Raw genomic sequence first — 17,515 nt, forward strand, 5'->3', positions numbered from 1 at the left:
CCGCATCACGCTCAACCGTTGCATCCCCAAACTCGCAGGCAAGGCGCAGTTGCAGCGCCGCTGGATCGCGCTACACTTCCCAGCCAAACAAGAAACATCCTGGGGAGGACACCATGACAGCGATCACGCGCCGCAACATGCTTGCGGGCACGGCAACGGCGGGCGCATTGGCGCTGACCGGCCGGCCTGGGCCGAGCCGCAGTGGAAGAAATACGCCGGCACCCGACTCGAGGCGATGCTGATCAAGGGGCCGCGTGGCGACAATGTGCAGAAGTACCTCAAGGAATTCACCGCACTGACCGGCATCGAGGTCGAGTCCGAGCAGATTCCCGAGCAGCAGCAGCGCCAGAAGGTCGTCATCGAGCTCTCCTCCGGCAAGCCGAGCTTCGACGTCGTTCACTTGAGCTATCACGTGCAGAAGCGGCAGTTCGAGAAGGCCGGATGGCTGGCCGACATCACCGACTACATGAAGGACCCGAACCTCACCGCGCCGGATCTTGTCGAGAGCGATTTCTCAACAGCTGGATTGGCTTACGCCAAGAACGACAAGGGGCGGATGCTGTCGCTGCCGTGGTCGGTCGACTACTTCATCCTCTACTACAACAAGGAGCTGTTCGCGAAGAAGGGCGTCGCGGTGCCGAAGACACTCGACGAGATGGCCGAGACTGCCGAGAAGCTGACGGATGCCAAGAACGGCACCTTCGGCTTCGTCGGCCGCGGCCTTCGCAACGCCAACATGACCTTGTGGACGAATTTCTATCTCAACTATGGCGGCGAATTCCTCGACGACAAAGGCAACATCCTGAGCGACGGGCCGGAAGCCGTTGCAGCAACCAAGCTCTATCAGAGGCTGCTCACGACGAGCGCACCGCCTGGCGTCGCCGGCTTCAACTGGATGGAGTCGATGGCCTCCTTCACGCAAGGCCGCTCTGCGATGTGGATCGACGGCGTCGGCTGGGCGCCGCCGCTGGAAGACCCGAACGCCTCGCGCGTGGTCGGCAAGGTCGGCTACACCGTGGTGCCGGCAGGACCGAAGGGACAGTACTCCGCCACCTATGGCGATGGCATCGGCATCGCGGCAGCCAGCAAGAACAAGGAGGCGGCCTATCTGCTCTGCCAATGGATCGTCTCCAAGACGCAAGGCGCGCGGCTGCTGCAGGCTGGCGGCGGCGTGCCGTTCCGCAACTCCATCCTGAACGATGCCGAGGTGCAGAACGGCGTGAAGCTGCCGAAGGAATGGCTGCAGTCGGTGATCGACTCCGCCAAGATCTCGAAGCTCGGCCTGCCCGTCGTGATCCCGGTCGCCGAATATCGCGACATCGTCGGAGCCGCATTGACCGCAACCCTCTCCGGCGCCGATCCTGCGAGCGAATTGAAGAAGGCGCATGAGCAGTATCGCCCGATCCTGGAGCGCAGCGAGAAGGCGTGAGCACGGTCCTTGAACAGGCCTCCGGCATAGCAGAGCACGTCACCGTGCCGGAGCAGCAGTGGCGGCCGCCGTCCTATTGGCCGTTCGTGCTCCCGGCGCTCGTCGTCGTGCTGTCGGTGATCATCTTCCCCTGGCTGTTCACGATCTGGATGAGCTTCCAGGAATGGAAGGTCGGCTCGCCGACAATCTTCGTCGGCGCCGCCAATTACCTGCGGCTGCCGGCCGACCCGCGCTTCGTCGAGGCGGTCGGGCACACGCTGTCCTACACCGCGCTTTCGGTGTTGCTGCCGCTCGTCTTCGGCACCTTCGCGGCCGTGGTTTTCCACGCCAGGTTTCCGGGCCGGGGGCTGTTGCGGGCGCTGTTCATCATGCCGATGATGGCGACGCCGGTCGCGATCGCGCTGGTCTGGACCATGATGTTCCACCCCCAGCTCGGCGTGCTGAACTACCTGCTGTCGCTGGTCGGCCTGCCGCCGCAGCTTTGGGTGTTTCACCCGGCCACCGTGATCCCCTCGCTGGTGCTGGTGGAGACCTGGCAATGGACTCCGCTGGTGATGCTGATCGTGCTCGGCGGCATCGCCTCGCTGCCGACCGAGCCTTACGAAAGCGCGCAGATCGACGGCGCCAGCCCGTGGCAGATGTTCCGCTACATCACCCTGCCCCTGATCATGCCGTTCCTGTTCATCGCCGCGATGATCCGCTGCATCGACGCGGTGAAGAGCTTCGACATCATCTTCGCGATCACCCAAGGCGGCCCCGGCACCGCCTCGGAGACCATCAACCTCTATCTCTACAATGTCGCCTTCGCCTATTACGATCTCGGCTATGCCTCCGCCATCGCGGTCGTCTTCTTCGCGCTGATCGTCGCATTGACCGCGCTGCTCCTGCTGCTTCGGCGACGCGCGCAGTGGAACGCGCTCGGGAGTGAGGCATGAACGGGCGCGCGATCCTCGCTCGGATCGGATTGGCGCTGGCGGTCTTCGTGATCGTCTCGCCCGCGATCCTGTTCTTCCTCTGGATGCTGTCGCTGTCGGTGAAGTTCGAGATCGACAACGCGGCCTATCCGCCGGTCTTCATCCCTGAGCGGTTCGCCTGGAGCAACTATGCCGACGTGCTCGCCTCCAACCGCTTCCTGACCTATTTCGAGAACAGCGTGCTGGTCACCGGCGGCGCCACCTTGCTGGCGATGCTGGTCGGCGTGCCCGCGGGCTACGGCATCGCGCGGATGGCGGCGCACAAGTCCGCCATCGTGATCCTGATCGCACGCATCACGCCCGGCCTGTCCTACCTGATCCCGCTGTTTCTCCTGTTCCAATGGCTCGGCCTGCTCGGCACGCTGGTGCCGCAGATCATCATCCATCTCGTGGTCACCGTCCCGATCGTGATCTGGATCATGATCGGCTATTTCGAAACCACGCCGATCGAGCTGGAAGAGGCGGCAAGGATCGACGGCGCCACGCGGTGGCAGGTATTCCGTCATGTAGCGCTCCCGGTCGCCAAGCCCGGCTTGGCGGTCGCCTTCATCCTGTCCGTGATCTTCTCCTGGAACAACTTCGTGTTCGGCATCGTGCTGGCGGGGCGCGAGACGCGCACCTTGCCGGTCGCGGTCTACAACATGATCTCGTTCGACCAATTGAGCTGGGGCCCGCTCGCCGCCGCCGCGCTGATCGTGACCGCGCCCGTGCTGCTGCTCACCGTGTTCGCGCAGCGACAGATCGTGGCGGGGCTCACGGCGGGTGCCGTCAAGGGTGGCTGAGAACCACGTATACAGCATGCCAGCGTGAGCGCGCGAAAGAAGGTCGGAGCTGCCTTGGTCAGGCCATACTCTGCCTTTTGGTTGTTCCTCATGGAATCGAGTTTCGGCCCGCGCGCCTGACGTGCGGACACTCGCCTCGAAGGTTTCATCCTGTTTCCGTGCCGGCTTCGTTCGAGCCGAAGTAAACCGCGCCGCACGACCGTCCAATGCCGGATGGGGTATCCGGCTCGGTCCTCGTGCGGCATGTCCGCATCGGCTCAACCGCCCGACGAAGTCCAGCATGCCCCCCGATCGTGACTCTCCCGCGCCGGACCGACTGACCAGCCTGTCGCAGACGGACCTGCTCGACACTCCGCCCGAGCCGGGCTTCGATCGTGTCACGCGCCTCGCGACGCGGCTCTTGCAGGCGCCGGCCGCGATCATCGCGCTCGTCGATCGCGACAGGCAATTCTTCAAGAGCTCGATCGGCCTGTGCGAGCCGTGGAATTCGTTGCGGGAGACGCCACTGAATCACTCCTTCTGCCAGCACGTCGTGAGCACAGCAGCGCCGCTGGTCGTCACCGATGCGGGCCAGCATCCTCTGGTGAAGAACCATCTTGCCGTGCCTGTCCCCGGGGTGATCGCCTATCTGGGTGTTCCCTTGAAGCTGTCGGGAGGCGAGGTGATCGGCGCGCTCTACGTCATCGACCACGTCCCGCGTGCCTGGAGCGAGGATGACATCGCCCAGCTCACCGAACTCAGCGAGATCGTGATGGACGAGATCGCGTTGCGCGCCGAGAATGCGCGACGACGGACCGTCGAGCAACACCATCGCCTGCTGGTCCACGAGCTCAACCACCGCGTCAAGAACACGCTGGCCCTGGTCGACAGCATCATCGCTCTCAGCGTCCGCGCCGACGCGACGTTCGTGAATTTCGGCGAGGCGCTGCGCGGCCGCATCGCGGCGCTGACGCGCAGCCACGCGCTGGCGCTCGATCGCGGCCGTGAGGCGATCACGCTCGACGAGCTTGTGGAGGCCGAGCTGGCGCCGCTGCAATGCGAGCGCATCGCGGTCGACGGCCCTTTGGTGCAGCTTGCTCCGGGTATTGCGCTTTATCTCTCGATGGGACTGCATGAGCTCGTCACCAACGCGGTGAAGTATGGCGCACTCTCCAACGATGCCGGCGGCGTGACGCTGGGCTGGAGGCTCGACAGCGGCCGCCTCGAGCTGTCGTGGCAAGAGAGCGGCGGACCTCAGGTCACGCAGCCGGCCCGCAACGGTTTCGGCTCGCTGCTGTTCGAGCGCATTCTCGGCCCCGCGCTCGGCGGGGCAGTCACGCGCGACTTCGCCGCCGACGGGCTGAAGGTGAGGTTCGACCTGCCGCTCACGAGCTGACAGGCGAAACGGCCGCAACACCGTGCCGCCTGTCAGCGCAATACGAGCCAATGCCGAGGCGCCTTCGCCGCTCATCCATTCAGCATCGACGACGTCAACTGCGCTGTCTGCGCTCACCCTTCGCCAGGCAGCGTGGCACGCATCAGCGCGAATGCCGCAACGGCCGCGATCAGCGCCGGGATCGCCGCCGCCGTGAACAACATGTCGACGCCGACCTTGGCGGCCAGCATCGCGCCGCCGACCAGCGGTCCGACGATCGAGCCGATGCGGCCGATGCCGAGCGCCCAGCCCATGCCGGTGGAGCGGATCGCGGTCGGATAATAGGTCGCCGTCAGCGCGTTGGCGGCGATCTGACCACCGACGATGCAGAAGCCGGCGGCGAAGATCGCGACCGTGACGAAGCCGGTCGAATGGCTGGTGAAGCCGATCGCCGCGACCGCTAGCGCCGCACAGAAATAGACGATCGCCAGCGCCTGGAAGGAAAAGCGGTCGATGACGCGGCCGAGCGTGAAGGTGCCGACCACGCCGCCGACCTGCAGCATGGCGCCGATCACCGCAGCAACTGAGACCGAGGTGCCGAGATCGTTGAGCACGGTCGGCAGCCAGTTCGACAACAGATAGAGATCGAGCAGGCTCATGAAGAAGACGACCCAGAGCAGCAGCGTCACCCGGCCGCGATGCTCAGCGAACAGATGCGCGAGCGGCAGACCCGGCAGTTTCGGCTCGCGCACGACGAAGTGGGCGTCGGGTGCGACCTCGACCGTCGGCGCGACCCGCCGCAACAGCGCAGCGACCTCGCGGTCGCGCCCGCCGACCAGCGTGAGATAGCGGATCGATTCCGGCAGCACGACGCCGAGGATCGGCGCCAACGCCAGCGGCACCAGCCCGCCGACCAGGAAGACCGAACGCCAGCCGAAGGCGGGAATCAGCGCGGCTGCGAGCAGGCCGCCGAGCGCAGCGCCGATCGAGAAGCCTGCGAACATCGTCATCACCATGGTGGCGCGGCGCCGGTGCGGGCTGAGCTCGGAGGTCAGCGCCACCGCGTTCGGCATCGCGCCGCCAAGGCCAAGCCCGGTGAGAAAACGAAACGCGATCAGCCAGGTCGCATCCTGCGCCAGCATCGTCAGCAAGGTGCCGACACCGAATGCGGCGGTGCTCAGCACGATGATCCGCTTGCGCCCGATCCGGTCGGCGATCGTACCGAACAGCATGGCCCCGATCATGAGGCCGAACAGGCCGGCGCTGAACACCGGCCCGAGCGCGCCGCGCGTCAGCTTCCATTCCTGCGCCAGAGCCGGCGCGACGTAGCCAATGGCCTGGGTGTCGAACCCATCGACGAACAGGACCGCCGCACAAATCAGGAGCACGCGGATCTGGAAGGGACCGACCGGCAAACGGTCGATGGTCTCCGGCACGTCGATAACAGCTGCCGCCCTCGCCCTAACGTCGAGATCCATCCGCGTCGTCCTTCCCCGTGGCCTGCCGGCCTGTTATCGATTTTTGTCTCAAATCTCTTATTATGAGATTTTATTCAACACAAGCCGTCAGCCGCGAGCATTTTCGCGAACCCGCAAATCCGGGTATCAGGACGGCGGCGTGAGACATGGTGAGGCAGGCGTTGAAGAAGACCAACAGTCAGGATCGAGTGCTGGCGCTGCTCGACCTCTTCAGTGAGAGCCGCCCGCTCTGGACGCCCGAGGAGTTGATGCGCGACCTCGGCTACACCAGGCCGACGCTCTATCGCTATCTGAAGAGCCTGAAGGACATCGGGCTTTTGATGTCGACACGGGGAGGCCGCCTGACGCTCGGTCCGCGCGTTGTCGAAATGGATTACCTGAGCCGCCGCGCCGACCCTCTGGTCGCAGCGGCCACGCCGCATCTGGCGCGCCTCACCACTGCCCATCCCTGCACCGCGCTGGTCGTGCGCTGGTATGGCGACAAAATGCTGTGCGTCGCCTCACAGTCCTCCGCCCCCAATCCCATCAGCAGCTATCCGCGCGGACGGCCGATGCCGATGGGACGCGGCGCGATCGCCCGCTCGATCATGGCGTTCCTGCCGAAGCCGCAACTGATGGCGTTGATCGGCCGCTATGCGGACGATCTCCGCCAGGTCGGCGTCGGCAGGACGCCGGATGACATCCTGGCCGCGCTCAAGCGCATCCGGCGCGCCGGCGTCGCGGTGGCATTCGGCGAAGTGACGCCTGGCGCAGTCGGTGTCGCCGCACCGATCCTCGATGCCGGTTATCCGGTGGCCAGCCTCTGCGTCACCATCGGCGGACAACAGGCGAATGGCGAGCTGATCGACCGGATCAGCACGGAGGTGTGCGAGGCGGCTCGGCTGATCGGGACAGAAGCCTTCGACGAATCCATTCAAAATCTCAATATATGAGATTCTTATTGACGCATCGGGCGACAGACGGCATGTGAAGCACCGGAGCGCCCGGCAGACCGGAATGACCGCGGCGCGCGAAGAGAGGAGACGCATGCGGATGATGGCGCACCCAAAAACGCCTGTCATGATCGTCGGCGGCGGCCCGGTCGGCATCGGGCTCGCGATCGATCTTGGCCTGCGCGGCATCAAGTCGGTCGTCGTCGAGCGCTACACCGAGCCGCAGCAGATCCCGAAGGGCCAGAACCTGACCCAGCGCACCATGGAGCATTTCCATGTCTGGGGTGCGGAAGATGCGCTGCGCGCCGCGCGCACCATCCCGCGCGAGTACGGCATCGGCGGGCTCACCGCCTATGGTTCGCTGCTCAGCGGCTACAACTATGACTGGCTGCAGCGCGAGCTGGTACGGCCGTTCTACTTCACCGACAACGAACGGCTGCCGCAATACGCCACCGAAGCCGTGCTGCGCCGGCGCGCGGCGGAGATCGAGGCGATCGAGCTGCTCTATGGCTGGACCTGCACCGCCGTCCACCAGAACGCTGACGATGCCGAGGTCGAGATTGCCGATCGCGACGGCGGCAAGCGGATCCTGCACGCCGAGTACGTGGTCGGCTGCGACGGCAGCCGCTCGCTGGTGCGCGAGCAGGCCGGCATCACCCAGACGAAATCCGACCACGATCGGCTGATGGTGCTGCTGGTGTTCCGCTCCAACGGCCTGCACGAACTGCTGGCGCGCTACCCCGGCAAGTCATTCTACAACGTGCTGCATCCGGCGCTTGACGGCTACTGGAAGTTCTTCGGCCGCGTCGATCTCGGCTCGACCTGGTTCTTCCATGCGCCGGTGCCGGCCGACACGACACGCAACAATTTCGACTTCAAGCGCTTCCTGCACGAGGCCGCGGGCGCCGAGTTCGATGTCACGCTCGAGCATGTCGGCTTCTGGGATCTGCGCTTCGCGATCGCCGACAGCTATCGCGCGGGGCGCATCTTCATCGCCGGCGACGCCGCCCACAGCCATCCACCCTATGGCGGCTATGGCGTCAACAGCGGGCTCGAGGATGCCGTCAACCTGTCCTGGAAGCTGGCCGCCCGGCTGCAGGGCTGGGCAGAGGCCGGCCTGCTCGACAGCTACAGCGCCGAGCGGCAGCCGGTGTTCGCTTCCACCGCACGCGACTTCATCGAGAAATCGATCCTCACCGACCGCGACTTCCTCCGCAGCCACGATCCGGCCCGCGACCGCGCCGATTTCGAGACGGCCTGGCGCGAGCGGCAGTCCGGCGCGCGCGCCGAGGTGAACGCATTCGAGCCGAACTACGAGGGCTCGCCGATCGTGTGGGGAGCGCCGGGCGCCGTGAGTAGCGCGATCGGCAACCATGCTTATGCCGCTCGTGCCGGCCATCACCTGACGCCGCAGAAGCTGTCATCGGGCAGGAACGTGTTCGAGGAGCTGGGCCAAGGCTTCACGCTGATCGCACTCGGCGCCGGCGACGCGGCCTCCCACTTCGCGAAGGCGGCCGCGGACCTGCGCGTGCCGCTGAAGGTCATCAACGACACCGCAACAAATGGCCGCGAGCGATATGAGGCCCGCCTGATCCTGGTGCGGCCCGATCAGTTCGTGGCCTGGGCCGGCGACGATGTGTCCAGCGAAGAGCCAAGGCGCCTGCTGCAGCGCGCGATCGGCGGAAAGATGATGTAAGCTGCGCGAAGACCGCGCGACATCGCCCTGCCGCGAAGCGCATGGTGGCTCTTTCTAACCGGTCGGGGAGGCATGAGCGCTGCGCTGCCCCCGCCTCCGCTCGATCGTCATCTCCGCCAGGATCGACATCGCGATCTCCTCCGGCGTGATGGCGCCGAGATCGAGCCCGGCGGGCGCCTTGACGCGGTCGAGATCAGCAGGATTTGCGCCCTCGGCGATCAGCTTGGTGCGCAAGACGGCCATCTTGCGGCGGCTGCCGACGAAGGCGTGATAAGTCGCATCGGTGGCGATGGCCGCCCGCAGCGCCGCCTCGTCGCCCTTCCCTTGCGTCGAGACGACGACGAAGCGCTTGGCATCGCCGAGCCGATCGAGCGCAAAGCCGTCGATCACCATATCGGCTTCCGGCGCGGTGACGAGGTCGGATGCGGGCGCGGCCAGCGTGACGTGATAGCCGAGCGGCTTGGCTTGCGCAGCCAACGACAGCGCCACCGGGCTGGCGCCGAAGATCACCAGCGAGGGATGCGGCAACACCGGCTCGACGAAGATGTCCATCGTGCCCTTGCTCGGGCACATGTTGCTGGCGAACTTCACGCCCAGGCGCGTCTCGCCAGCCTTGACGCCGAGTTCGGCCAGGAGGTTTTCCGGCTGCACCGAGACCATGCGCGGGATGCCGTCGGCCAGCGCCTCGCGCGCAGCCTTCAGCACCGCGCCGCGTGCGCAGCCACCGCCGATCCACCCCGCCACGATGGTGCCGTCGGGACGGATGATCGCCTTCGCCCCTGCCTTCGCCGCCGTCACCGACACCGTGCGCACGATGGTGGCGAGCACGAAGCTTTCCTCCGACGCCTTCAGCTGCGCGGCGAGATCGAGCACTTCGGGGATGGCGGTCATTGGCGCCTGCTCCGCAGGTCGTTCGAGGCATACTGTCGAGGCATCAGAAATGCGTTCCCTCCCCCCTTGTGGGGGAGGGTTAGGGAGGAGGGTAAGCCACGGGCGATCTGCCTGGAGGCCCCCCTCCCCAGCCCTCCCCCACAAGGGGGGAGGGAGCATACTGCCTTCGGGCTACCAGTTCGGCTCAGTCTCGCTTCAACCCGGCTCACCATCATCACAACCTCGCCAGATATGGCTCCAGCGCCGCGAGCGACGCGAGCGTGTGCGCCGGCGCATAGAGATCGACATGAGGCAGCGCCGCTTGGATGCCCTTGGCCTCCGGCGCGTAGCCCTGCCAGCCCGCCATCGGATTGAGCCAGACGATGCGGCGGCAGCGCCGCGCCAGCTGCGCCATCTCCCGTCCCAGCAGAGCAGCATCGCCGGTCTCGTAGCCGTCGGACACGATCATCACACAGCTACGCGAATGGATGACGCGCGTCGCGTGCCAGCGGTTGAAAGTCTGGAGGCTCTCGCCGATCCTGGTGCCGCCACCCGCTCCCTGCGCCATCATCGAGAGACGATCGAGCGCGCGCGCCGCATCCTTGTCCTTCATCGCATCGGAGACGTGGACCAGCCGCGTGTGGAACAGGAACGCCTCGGCCTCGCGAAATTCGTCGAGCACGCCATGGATGAAGCGCAGGAACACCGCCGTGTACATGCTCATCGAGCCGGAGGCGTCAAGCAGCACGACGAGCCGCAGCGGCTTGTGCTTGCGGCGGCGATGCACGAGCGTGATCGGCACGCCGCCATGACTGATATTGCGATGGATAGTGCGGCGCAGATCGAGCCGCTGGCCCTTCTTCGTCAGCTGATCACGGCGGGTCAGCCCCGTGCGCATGGCCTTCGCGAGCCGCGCGGCCGCCTCGTGCGCCCGCGCCATCTGATCCGGATCGGACAGCTTGCGGAAATCGACCTCGGCAAGATTGTCGACGCGCGAGGCGCCCTCGCTGCGCCCTTCACCACCTGCCTCCTGCGGCGCGTCGTCCGACGACGGCACCTGATCGGTCGCCGATTGCGGTGTGCCGCGCCTGTCATCTGCATCCAGCAAGCTCTTCAGGGATGGGCTGTTCGCCGCCTTCGACGATCCGGATATCAACGAGCGCGACCGCACGCGCATGTTCAGCCAGAATGCATCGAACAGGCCGTCGAACCGGTCCCATTCGCTCTTGCGCGCCGAGAGCAGGTGTTTCAGGGCCGAACGAAGCAAGCCCGGCTTCTGCGCGTAACCGGACGTCAAGATGGTCGCGGTATCCCGGCCTTCGGCGAGGCCCACGGCAAAGCCGTTATCGCGCAGGGTCTTCAAGAACGCCGAAAGACGGATCGCGATCAGTCGCGTGGCCGCGCTCATGTCGTCGGCATCTGGCGTGGGACCGCAGCAGCTCATGCGACCTTCCCCAGTAGGCGCGCCGAGACCTCACGCGTGATCCGGGCGCGATCTTCATGGGTCTTGAGCAGGCACATCAGCGTCTCCTGCACGATCTCGGGCTGGTCCTTGAGATCATGCACGTCGAGACCGACCAGCGCGGCCGCCCAGTCGAGCGTCTCGGCGACGCCCGGCACCTTGCGCAGCTCTTCCTTTCGGATCGATTCCACCATGCGCGCGATCTGCAGCGACAGCTGCGCCGATGCGCCGTCGATCCGCGCCAGGATAATGCGGGCCTCGCGATCGACGTCGGGATAATCGACATAATGGTAGAGGCAGCGCCGGCGCAGTGCATCGGAGAGCTCACGGGTGCCGTTCGAGGTCAGCACCACGTGCGGGATCGACGTCGCCTTGATGGTGCCGAGCTCAGGGATCGAGACCTGGAAGTCGGAGAGCAGCTCCAGCAGGAACGCCTCGAACTCGTCGTCGGCGCGGTCGATCTCGTCGATCAAGAGCACCGGCGGCGTGGCGCGCCGGATCGCGGCAAGCAGAGGCCGCTCCAGCAGATATTTTTCCGAGAAGATCTGGTCCTCGATCTCGTCGGCATGGCCGCGATGCGCCTCGATCGCAAGCAGCTGGCGCTGGTAGTTCCACTCGTACAGCGCCTGGGACTGGTCGAGCCCTTCGTAGCATTGCAGTCGGATCAGCTCGGTCGCGTGCACGCAGGCCAATGCCTTGGCCACTTCCGTCTTGCCGACGCCCGCCTCGCCTTCGAGCAGCAGCGGACGCTTCAACAGCTGCATCAGCGAGATTGCGATCGTGAGCTCGCTGTCGGCGATGTAGCCGCAGGCGGCGAGTTGTTCCGCAATCTGGTCTCGGGTTTTCATTGCCGAAACTTATTTGTAGCGACAACGGAAGCACGTTCCCTCCCCCCTTGCGGGGGAGGGTTAGGGAGGGGGGTACCCAGCAGGCAGTGTGCTTGGAGACCCCCACCCCCGACCCCTCCCCGCAAGGGGGAGGGGAGTAGAGGCACTTCTGCAAGAGAGCGAAGCTGACGCATCACGAGCTGCTCCTCGCAAGGACGGGCCATCACGCCACCACGCCCAGCTTCTTCGCCGCCTTCCAGTTGCGCCAGAAATCGTGCGGCATCTGGATATGCGTCGACCCTAAGAACGAGAAGGCATCGTTGACCGCATTGGAGAACGCCGGCACGCCGCCGACATTCGGGCTTTCGCCGACCCCCTTGGCGCCGATCGGGTGATGCGGCGACGGCGTGACCGTGAAGTCGGTTTCCCAATGCGGGGTTTCCACCGCGGTCGGCATGAAGAAGTCCATGAACGAGCCGGTGACGACATTGCCGCCCTCGTCGTAGCGGATCTCCTGGCCCATCGCGATCGCGAAAGCTTCGGTGAGGCCGCCATGCACCTGCCCTTCGATGATCATCGGATTGATGCGGGTGCCGCAATCGTCCAGCGCATAGAAGCGTCTGATCTTGTAGACGCCGGTGTCGACGTCGATATCCATCACACAGAGATAGGCGCCGAAAGGATAGGTCATATTGGGCGGATCATAATACGAGACCGCCTCCAGCCCCGGCTCCATGCCCGGCGGCACGGAATTATACGCCGCCCAGCAGATGTCCTTCATCGACATCACCTTCTCCGGCAGTCCCTTGACGCGGAAGCCGTCGATGTCCCATTCGAGATCGTCCTCGTGAACCTCGAGCTTGTAGGCAGCGATCATCTGCGCCTTGGCCTTGATTTTCCGCGCGGCCATCGCGATCGCGGCACCCGCGACCGGCGTCGAGCGCGAACCGTAAGTGCCGAGGCCGTAAGGCGCGGTATCGGTGTTGCCCTCCTCGACCATGATGTTGTCGGCGGGAATGCCGATTTCGGTGGCGATGATCTGTGCCCAGGTGGTCTCGTGGCCCTGGCCCTGGCTCTTGGTGCCCATCCGTGCGATCCCCGCACCGGTTGGATGCAGGCGGATCTCGCAGGAATCGAACATCGCGATGCCCAGGATGTCGCAGTTCTTCGATGGGCCGGCGCCGACGATCTCGGTGAAGAAGGAGATGCCGAGCCCCATGATCTCGCGGGTCTCGCCGCGCTTGAAGGCCGCGCGCTTCTCAGCCTGCTCCTTGCGGAGGCCGGCGTAATCCACACTCTCCATCATCTTGCGCATGGCGGTGTGGTAGTCGCCGGAATCGTACTCCCAGCCCAGCGCCGAATGATACGGAAATTGCTCCGGCTTGACGAAGTTCTTCAGGCGCAATTCGGCCGGATCCATGCCGAGCTTCTGCGCCAGGATATCCATCGCGCGCTCGATGCAATAGGCAGCCTCCGTAACGCGGAACGAGCAACGGTAGGCCACGCCGCCCGGAGCCTTGTTGGTATAGACGCCGTCGACCGCAAGATGCGCGACCGGGAAGTCATACGATCCCGTCACGATGTTGAAAAAGCCGGCCGGCCATTTCGACGGATCGGCGCAGGCGTCGAAGCCGCCGTGATCGGCAAGCACGTGAACACGCAGGCCGGTGACCCTGCCCTCCTTCGTCGCGGCGATTTCGGCCGTCATGTGATAGTCGCGTGCGAACGCGGTCGCGGTCAGGTTTTCGATGCGGTCCTCGACCCATTTCACCGGCTTGCCGGTGACGATCGAGGCCACCGCCGCGCAGATATAGCCCGGATAGGCGCCGACCTTGTTGCCGAAGCCGCCGCCGATGTCGGGCGCGATCACGTGGATCTTCTGCTCCGGCAGCTTGGCGATCAGCGACACCACCGTGCGGATGACATGCGGCGCCTGGAAGGTGCCCCAGATCGTCAGTTCGCCCTTGATCTTGTCGAACGAGCAGACGCACTGGCAGGTCTCCAGCGGCGACGGATGGGTGCGGTGATAGGAGATCATCTCCTTGATCGTGACCTCGGCCTTGTTGAAGGCTGCGTCCGTCAGCTCCTTGTCGCCGACGCTCCATTCGAAGATGTGGTTGTGATGCTTGCGCGGGCCGTGGGCGCCGGACGTCTTGCCGGCGAGATCCTCGCGCAGCACCGGCGCGTCGGGGTCCATCGCCTTGAACGGATCGATCAGCACCGGCAGCGGCTCGTATTCCACCACGACCTTGCAGACCCCATCGTCCGCCGCATAGCGGTCGGTCGCGACGACGAAGGCAACCTCCTGGTTCTGGAACAGCACCTTGCCGTCGGCGAGCACCATCTGCACGTCGCCAGCCAAGGTCGGCATCCAGGCGAGATTGACCGTCTTGAGCGTCTCGGCGGTGATGACCGCGAGCACGCCGGGCACCTTCAGCGCCTCCTCGGTGTTGATCGACTTCACCCGCGCATGCGCATGCGGGGAGCGGACGAAGTCGCCGTGCAGCATGCCCGGCAGCTTGACGTCGTCGACATAGTTGCCCTTGCCTTGCGTGAAGCGGATGTCCTCGACGCGCTTGCGCTTGCAGCCCATGCCTTCGAGCGCCGCTTCGCGTTGTTCCCGCGTGGGAGTCATGTCGTTCATTCGGCGGCCTCCTTGAATTCCACGCCATTGATCTTGGCGGCGGCGTATTGAATCGCCCTGACGATGTTCTGGTAACCGGTGCAGCGGCAGATGTTGCCGGAGATGCCGGCGCGGATTTCCTCTTCGGTGGGCGACGGATTTTCCTGCAGAAGCCGGTGGGCGCGCACGATCATGCCGGGCGTGCAGAAGCCGCATTGCAGGCCGTGCATCATGCGAAAGCCTTCCTGCAGTGGCGACAATGTCCCGTCGGCATTCGCCATGCCTTCGATCGTGGTGATCTCGGTCCCCTGCGCCTGGACCGCGAACATCGTGCAGCTCTTCACGCTCATGCCGTCGATGTCGACGGTGCAGGCGCCGCAATGGGTGGTTTCGCAACCAATATGCGTGCCGGTCAGCAGCGCCTGCTCGCGCAGGAAATGCACCAGCAGCGTGCGCGGCTCGACGAGGCCTTCGACCTCGCTGCCGTTCACTGTCATCGTGACGTGGGTTTTGGGCATTGGTTCGCTTCCTCAAGAAATTGTGGATCGGTCTCACTGAGGCTACGGCATCGGTTTGCTCCCCCCACGCCGCAATCGCGAAGCGATTGTCGGCAGCGGGGAGGGGTTGGGGGTCCACGGCGACAGAGCCGCTTGGGGCTCCCCCCACCCCGCCCCTTCCCCGCAAGAGGGAGGGAGACGACCGCGCTCGCGGCGGCTTCACTCCGAAAAGCAGATCGTCACTTCGCGCGTTGCGCTGCCCGCTGCAGCGCGCGGATCACCATGATGCCGCCGACATGTTTGCGGTATTCGACTGGGCCGCGCGCATCGGCCGCCGGCGCCATGATGGCGCGCGCCGCGTCGGCCGCCGCATTCAACGCGGCCGGATCGAGCGCCGTGCCGATCACTGCGTTGGCGGCATCGGTCGCGAGCAGCGGCGTCTCGTGCAGATTGGTCAGGCCAATCGCGCAGGCTGCGACTTTGCCGTTTGCCATTGTCAGCACCACGGCGGCGGCGGCGGTCGCGTAATCGCCCACTTTCCGTTTCAGCTTCTCATAGGCATAGCCATGGCCGGCCGGCGGAAGAGGAACGGAGATTTCCGTCAACAGCTCGCCGGGCTCGAGCGAAGTGAAATAGGCGCCCTGATAGAACTCGGTGGCGGCGATCTCGCGTGCCCCGCCGGGCCCTTCGAGCCTGTAGCCTGCGCCCAGCGCCATCATCAGGGCCGGCATGTCATTGCCGGGATCGCCATTGGCGACATTGCCGCCCAGCGTGCCGCGATAACGCACCTGGGGATCTGCGATCAGGGCGGCGGCCTCCTGCAGGATCGGCAGGTTCGCACGGATCTCGTCGGACGTGAGCAGGTCGTGTTGCGTCGTCATCGCGCCGATGCGGATGCGATTGCCGTCGCGGCGGATGAATTTCAATTCGGACAGGCCATGCAGATCGATCAGGTGCGCCGGCGTGGCGAGCCTGAGCTTCATCATCGGGACGAGACTATGGCCGCCGGCGAGCGGCCGGGCTTCGTCGCCCAGACCTGCGAGCAGCTTGACCGCATCGGCCACGCTCTCGGGCCGGTGATAGCTGAACGGACCAGGAATCATCCGCTGTCCTCCCTGTTCTGATTTTTCGCCGCGTCTCTTGCCGCAATCGCGAAGTTGCAGCCGCGAAGAGAAGAGGCGCGTCGTGTTGGGAGAAGGCTTGTCCGAGAATGAGCCGGGCGCAACGCGCCCGGCACGAATGCGGCTCAATTCACACGAATTGCGGGCCGCAGCGCACGAACTGCGTCAGCGTGTGCGACCTATCATGCCTGCCGCCGCACGAGCCCGAGGCGCGATTTGACCTCGGCGATCTTGGCGCGGCTAACGGGGACGCGATGCGGCGCGGGTCCGTCGAGTTCGATGATGGCGCCGTCGCCGTCCTTGCCCACGAAGCAGACATGCGAGATCGCGACGATGTGACTGCGGTGCACACGAACGAACAGGCTGGGATCGAGTTGCGCTTCGGCCTCCGAGATCGACCATGGGCACATGCGCTCGCGCATGCCGTCGTGCACCCTCGTATAATGAGCATCGGCACGGACGCTGCGGACCTCGGCGGCGTCGATGAAATGGGTGCCGTTGGCACCCTCGATCGGAAGCCGGGACGCCGCAACGCGCGGCGGCTGGCCGAGGCCGCCCAGCGGCGCCGCCGGCATCATGCGCGCACTGGTCGGAAGGATCGGCTCGGCTTCTTCGGGCGGGGCCGAAGCCAGGTCCTCTGCCCTCTCCGGCTCCAGATGGGCTGGTTCGTCCGAAGTGGCTTCGACCTGCCGCCGCGCGTCCGGCACCAGGGAGAGCAGAAACCCGGCCGCGATGACGAAGCACAGCACAGACACCACGATCGACAGCACCTGCTGCGACGCAGCGAGGCCCGCGACACCATGGTGATGAACGTCCGCCGTGAGCGGCACGAAATGCATGCCGAGCATCGCGGTATAGTGCATGCCGGAGACGGCGATGCCGAAGGCGATCGCGCTTGCCGCGAGCCGCAGGCCGTCCTGCCGCGCCAGAAAGATCCGCAAGCCGCCATAGGCAGCGAGCATCGCGATCGCGACCGACAGGAGCACCATCGGCGGATCATGCGTGATGGCGAAGTTTCCCGACAGGCCGTGGATGCCGACATAATGCATGCTGGCGATGCCGGTGCCGAGCAGCACGGCGGAAGGAATGATCCGCTCCGGTCCCCGCTCGCCGATGCTGACGAAGAAGAGCGAGATGCCGACGACCAGCGCGCAGATCAGGAACGAGGTGACGGTCGGCAGCATGAGGTAGGTGGCATCAGCCGGGAGCGGTGCGGCCATGACGCCGACGAAATGCATGGTCCAGATGCCAACGGCGAGAAAGGCCGCGGCGCCGGACAGCAGCACGCGGCGGTTCACGCCCGCGGCCTCGCGGATGCGCGCGGTCAGGCTGAAGCCGGTGTAGCCGCCCAGAATCGCGATTGCCACCGACAGCGCGACCAGAAAGGGATCGTGTCCGTCGAACATGATGCTTGCCGACCCGTCGCCACGGGCCGACGTCCTCCCACCGCCGATGTTATAGAGGTGGCGA

13 protein-coding genes and 1 pseudogene are annotated in these 17,515 nt (G+C 65.5%); 6 read left to right on the forward strand and 8 right to left on the reverse strand.

The window, feature by feature from the left end:
- Positions 1–113 precede the first annotated feature (113 nt).
- The 4 genes and pseudogenes from QX034_RS05955 to QX034_RS05970 all read left to right on the forward strand — a co-directional run bounded on the left by QX034_RS05955 (position 114) and on the right by QX034_RS05970 (position 4,560).
- Positions 114–1,429, forward strand: a pseudogene (locus QX034_RS05955) (ABC transporter substrate-binding protein).
- Positions 1,426–2,364 carry a sugar ABC transporter permease gene (locus tag QX034_RS05960; RefSeq protein WP_315704924.1) on the forward strand — a complete coding sequence of 313 codons (939 nt, stop codon included), beginning with the start codon at positions 1,426–1,428 and terminating at the stop codon, positions 2,362–2,364. Before QX034_RS05955 ends, QX034_RS05960 begins: the two are co-directional and overlap by 4 nt.
- Entirely contained in the window at positions 2,361–3,185 is an 825-nt protein-coding gene (locus tag QX034_RS05965) for a carbohydrate ABC transporter permease (protein ID WP_315704925.1), read from the forward strand. The genes QX034_RS05960 and QX034_RS05965 overlap by 4 nt, the downstream gene beginning before the upstream one ends.
- A 280-nt stretch (positions 3,186–3,465) precedes the next feature.
- Positions 3,466–4,560: an HWE histidine kinase domain-containing protein gene (locus QX034_RS05970; protein ID WP_315766696.1), complete on the forward strand. Its 1,095-nt coding sequence runs from the start codon at positions 3,466–3,468 to the stop codon at positions 4,558–4,560.
- 113 nt (positions 4,561–4,673) lie between these two features.
- On the opposite strand, the gene QX034_RS05975 is transcribed toward QX034_RS05970, so the two are convergent.
- Positions 4,674–6,017 carry an MFS transporter gene (locus tag QX034_RS05975; protein WP_316195065.1) on the reverse strand — a complete coding sequence of 448 codons (1,344 nt, stop codon included), beginning with the start codon at positions 6,015–6,017 and terminating at the stop codon, positions 4,674–4,676.
- A 146-nt stretch (positions 6,018–6,163) separates the two neighbouring features.
- Between QX034_RS05975 and QX034_RS05980 the strand changes: the two genes are divergently transcribed.
- Together QX034_RS05980 and QX034_RS05985 are read left to right on the forward strand one after the other, a co-directional pair.
- Positions 6,164–6,949: an IclR family transcriptional regulator gene (locus QX034_RS05980; protein WP_316195066.1), complete on the forward strand. Its 786-nt coding sequence runs from the start codon at positions 6,164–6,166 to the stop codon at positions 6,947–6,949.
- Between the two features lie 94 nt (positions 6,950–7,043).
- A complete protein-coding gene (locus QX034_RS05985) occupies positions 7,044–8,645 on the forward strand; it encodes an FAD-dependent monooxygenase (protein WP_315769567.1) in 1,602 nt (533 codons plus the stop codon).
- Between the two features lie 54 nt (positions 8,646–8,699).
- Here the strand turns inward: QX034_RS05985 and QX034_RS05990 are convergent, their stop codons facing one another.
- The 7 genes from QX034_RS05990 to QX034_RS06020 all read right to left on the reverse strand — a co-directional run bounded on the left by QX034_RS05990 (position 8,700) and on the right by QX034_RS06020 (position 17,451).
- Positions 8,700–9,536, reverse strand: coding sequence for an XdhC family protein (locus QX034_RS05990; protein ID WP_315769565.1), 837 nt, complete (start codon positions 9,534–9,536; stop codon positions 8,700–8,702).
- 214 nt (positions 9,537–9,750) lie between these two features.
- Positions 9,751–10,959: a VWA domain-containing protein gene (locus tag QX034_RS05995; protein WP_315769563.1), complete on the reverse strand. Its 1,209-nt coding sequence runs from the start codon at positions 10,957–10,959 to the stop codon at positions 9,751–9,753.
- Positions 10,956–11,825 (reverse strand): MoxR family ATPase, encoded by an 870-nt coding sequence (locus QX034_RS06000; protein ID WP_315769562.1) that lies wholly within the window; start codon positions 11,823–11,825, stop codon positions 10,956–10,958. Before QX034_RS06000 ends, QX034_RS05995 begins: the two co-directional genes overlap by 4 nt.
- 202 nt (positions 11,826–12,027) lie before the next feature.
- Positions 12,028–14,448, reverse strand: a complete 2,421-nt coding sequence (locus QX034_RS06005) for an aerobic carbon-monoxide dehydrogenase large subunit (protein WP_315744041.1) — start codon at positions 14,446–14,448, stop codon at positions 12,028–12,030.
- Positions 14,445–14,945: a (2Fe-2S)-binding protein gene (locus QX034_RS06010; protein WP_315704934.1), complete on the reverse strand. Its 501-nt coding sequence runs from the start codon at positions 14,943–14,945 to the stop codon at positions 14,445–14,447. Before QX034_RS06010 ends, QX034_RS06005 begins: the two co-directional genes overlap by 4 nt.
- 218 nt (positions 14,946–15,163) lie before the next feature.
- On the reverse strand, positions 15,164–16,027 hold the full coding sequence (locus QX034_RS06015) for a xanthine dehydrogenase family protein subunit M (protein ID WP_315744040.1): 864 nt from the start codon (positions 16,025–16,027) through the stop codon (positions 15,164–15,166).
- Positions 16,028–16,227: 200 nt separating this feature from the next.
- Positions 16,228–17,451, reverse strand: a complete 1,224-nt coding sequence (locus tag QX034_RS06020; protein WP_315744038.1) for an MHYT domain-containing protein — start codon at positions 17,449–17,451, stop codon at positions 16,228–16,230.
- Positions 17,452–17,515 lie beyond the last annotated feature (64 nt).

The sequence above is a fragment of the Bradyrhizobium sp. SZCCHNR3119 genome, from assembly GCF_032487775.1.
Classification (GTDB): Bacteria; Pseudomonadota; Alphaproteobacteria; order Rhizobiales; family Xanthobacteraceae; genus Bradyrhizobium.

Coding starts and splice junctions, on each gene's coding strand:
- QX034_RS05965 (WP_315704925.1), top strand. CDS start 2,361: ATGAACGGGCGCGCGATCCTCGCTCGGATCGGATTGGCGCTGGCGGTC.
- QX034_RS05970 (WP_315766696.1), top strand. CDS start 3,466: ATGCCCCCCGATCGTGACTCTCCCGCGCCGGACCGACTGACCAGCCTG.
- QX034_RS05975 (WP_316195065.1), bottom strand. CDS start 6,017: ATGGATCTCGACGTTAGGGCGAGGGCGGCAGCTGTTATCGACGTGCCG.
- QX034_RS05980 (WP_316195066.1), top strand. CDS start 6,164: ATGGTGAGGCAGGCGTTGAAGAAGACCAACAGTCAGGATCGAGTGCTG.
- QX034_RS05985 (WP_315769567.1), top strand. CDS start 7,044: ATGCGGATGATGGCGCACCCAAAAACGCCTGTCATGATCGTCGGCGGC.
- QX034_RS05990 (WP_315769565.1), bottom strand. CDS start 9,536: ATGACCGCCATCCCCGAAGTGCTCGATCTCGCCGCGCAGCTGAAGGCG.
- QX034_RS05995 (WP_315769563.1), bottom strand. CDS start 10,959: ATGAGCTGCTGCGGTCCCACGCCAGATGCCGACGACATGAGCGCGGCC.
- QX034_RS06000 (WP_315769562.1), bottom strand. CDS start 11,825: ATGAAAACCCGAGACCAGATTGCGGAACAACTCGCCGCCTGCGGCTAC.
- QX034_RS06005 (WP_315744041.1), bottom strand. CDS start 14,448: ATGAACGACATGACTCCCACGCGGGAACAACGCGAAGCGGCGCTCGAA.
- QX034_RS06010 (WP_315704934.1), bottom strand. CDS start 14,945: ATGCCCAAAACCCACGTCACGATGACAGTGAACGGCAGCGAGGTCGAA.
- QX034_RS06015 (WP_315744040.1), bottom strand. CDS start 16,027: ATGATTCCTGGTCCGTTCAGCTATCACCGGCCCGAGAGCGTGGCCGAT.
- QX034_RS06020 (WP_315744038.1), bottom strand. CDS start 17,451: ATGTTCGACGGACACGATCCCTTTCTGGTCGCGCTGTCGGTGGCAATC.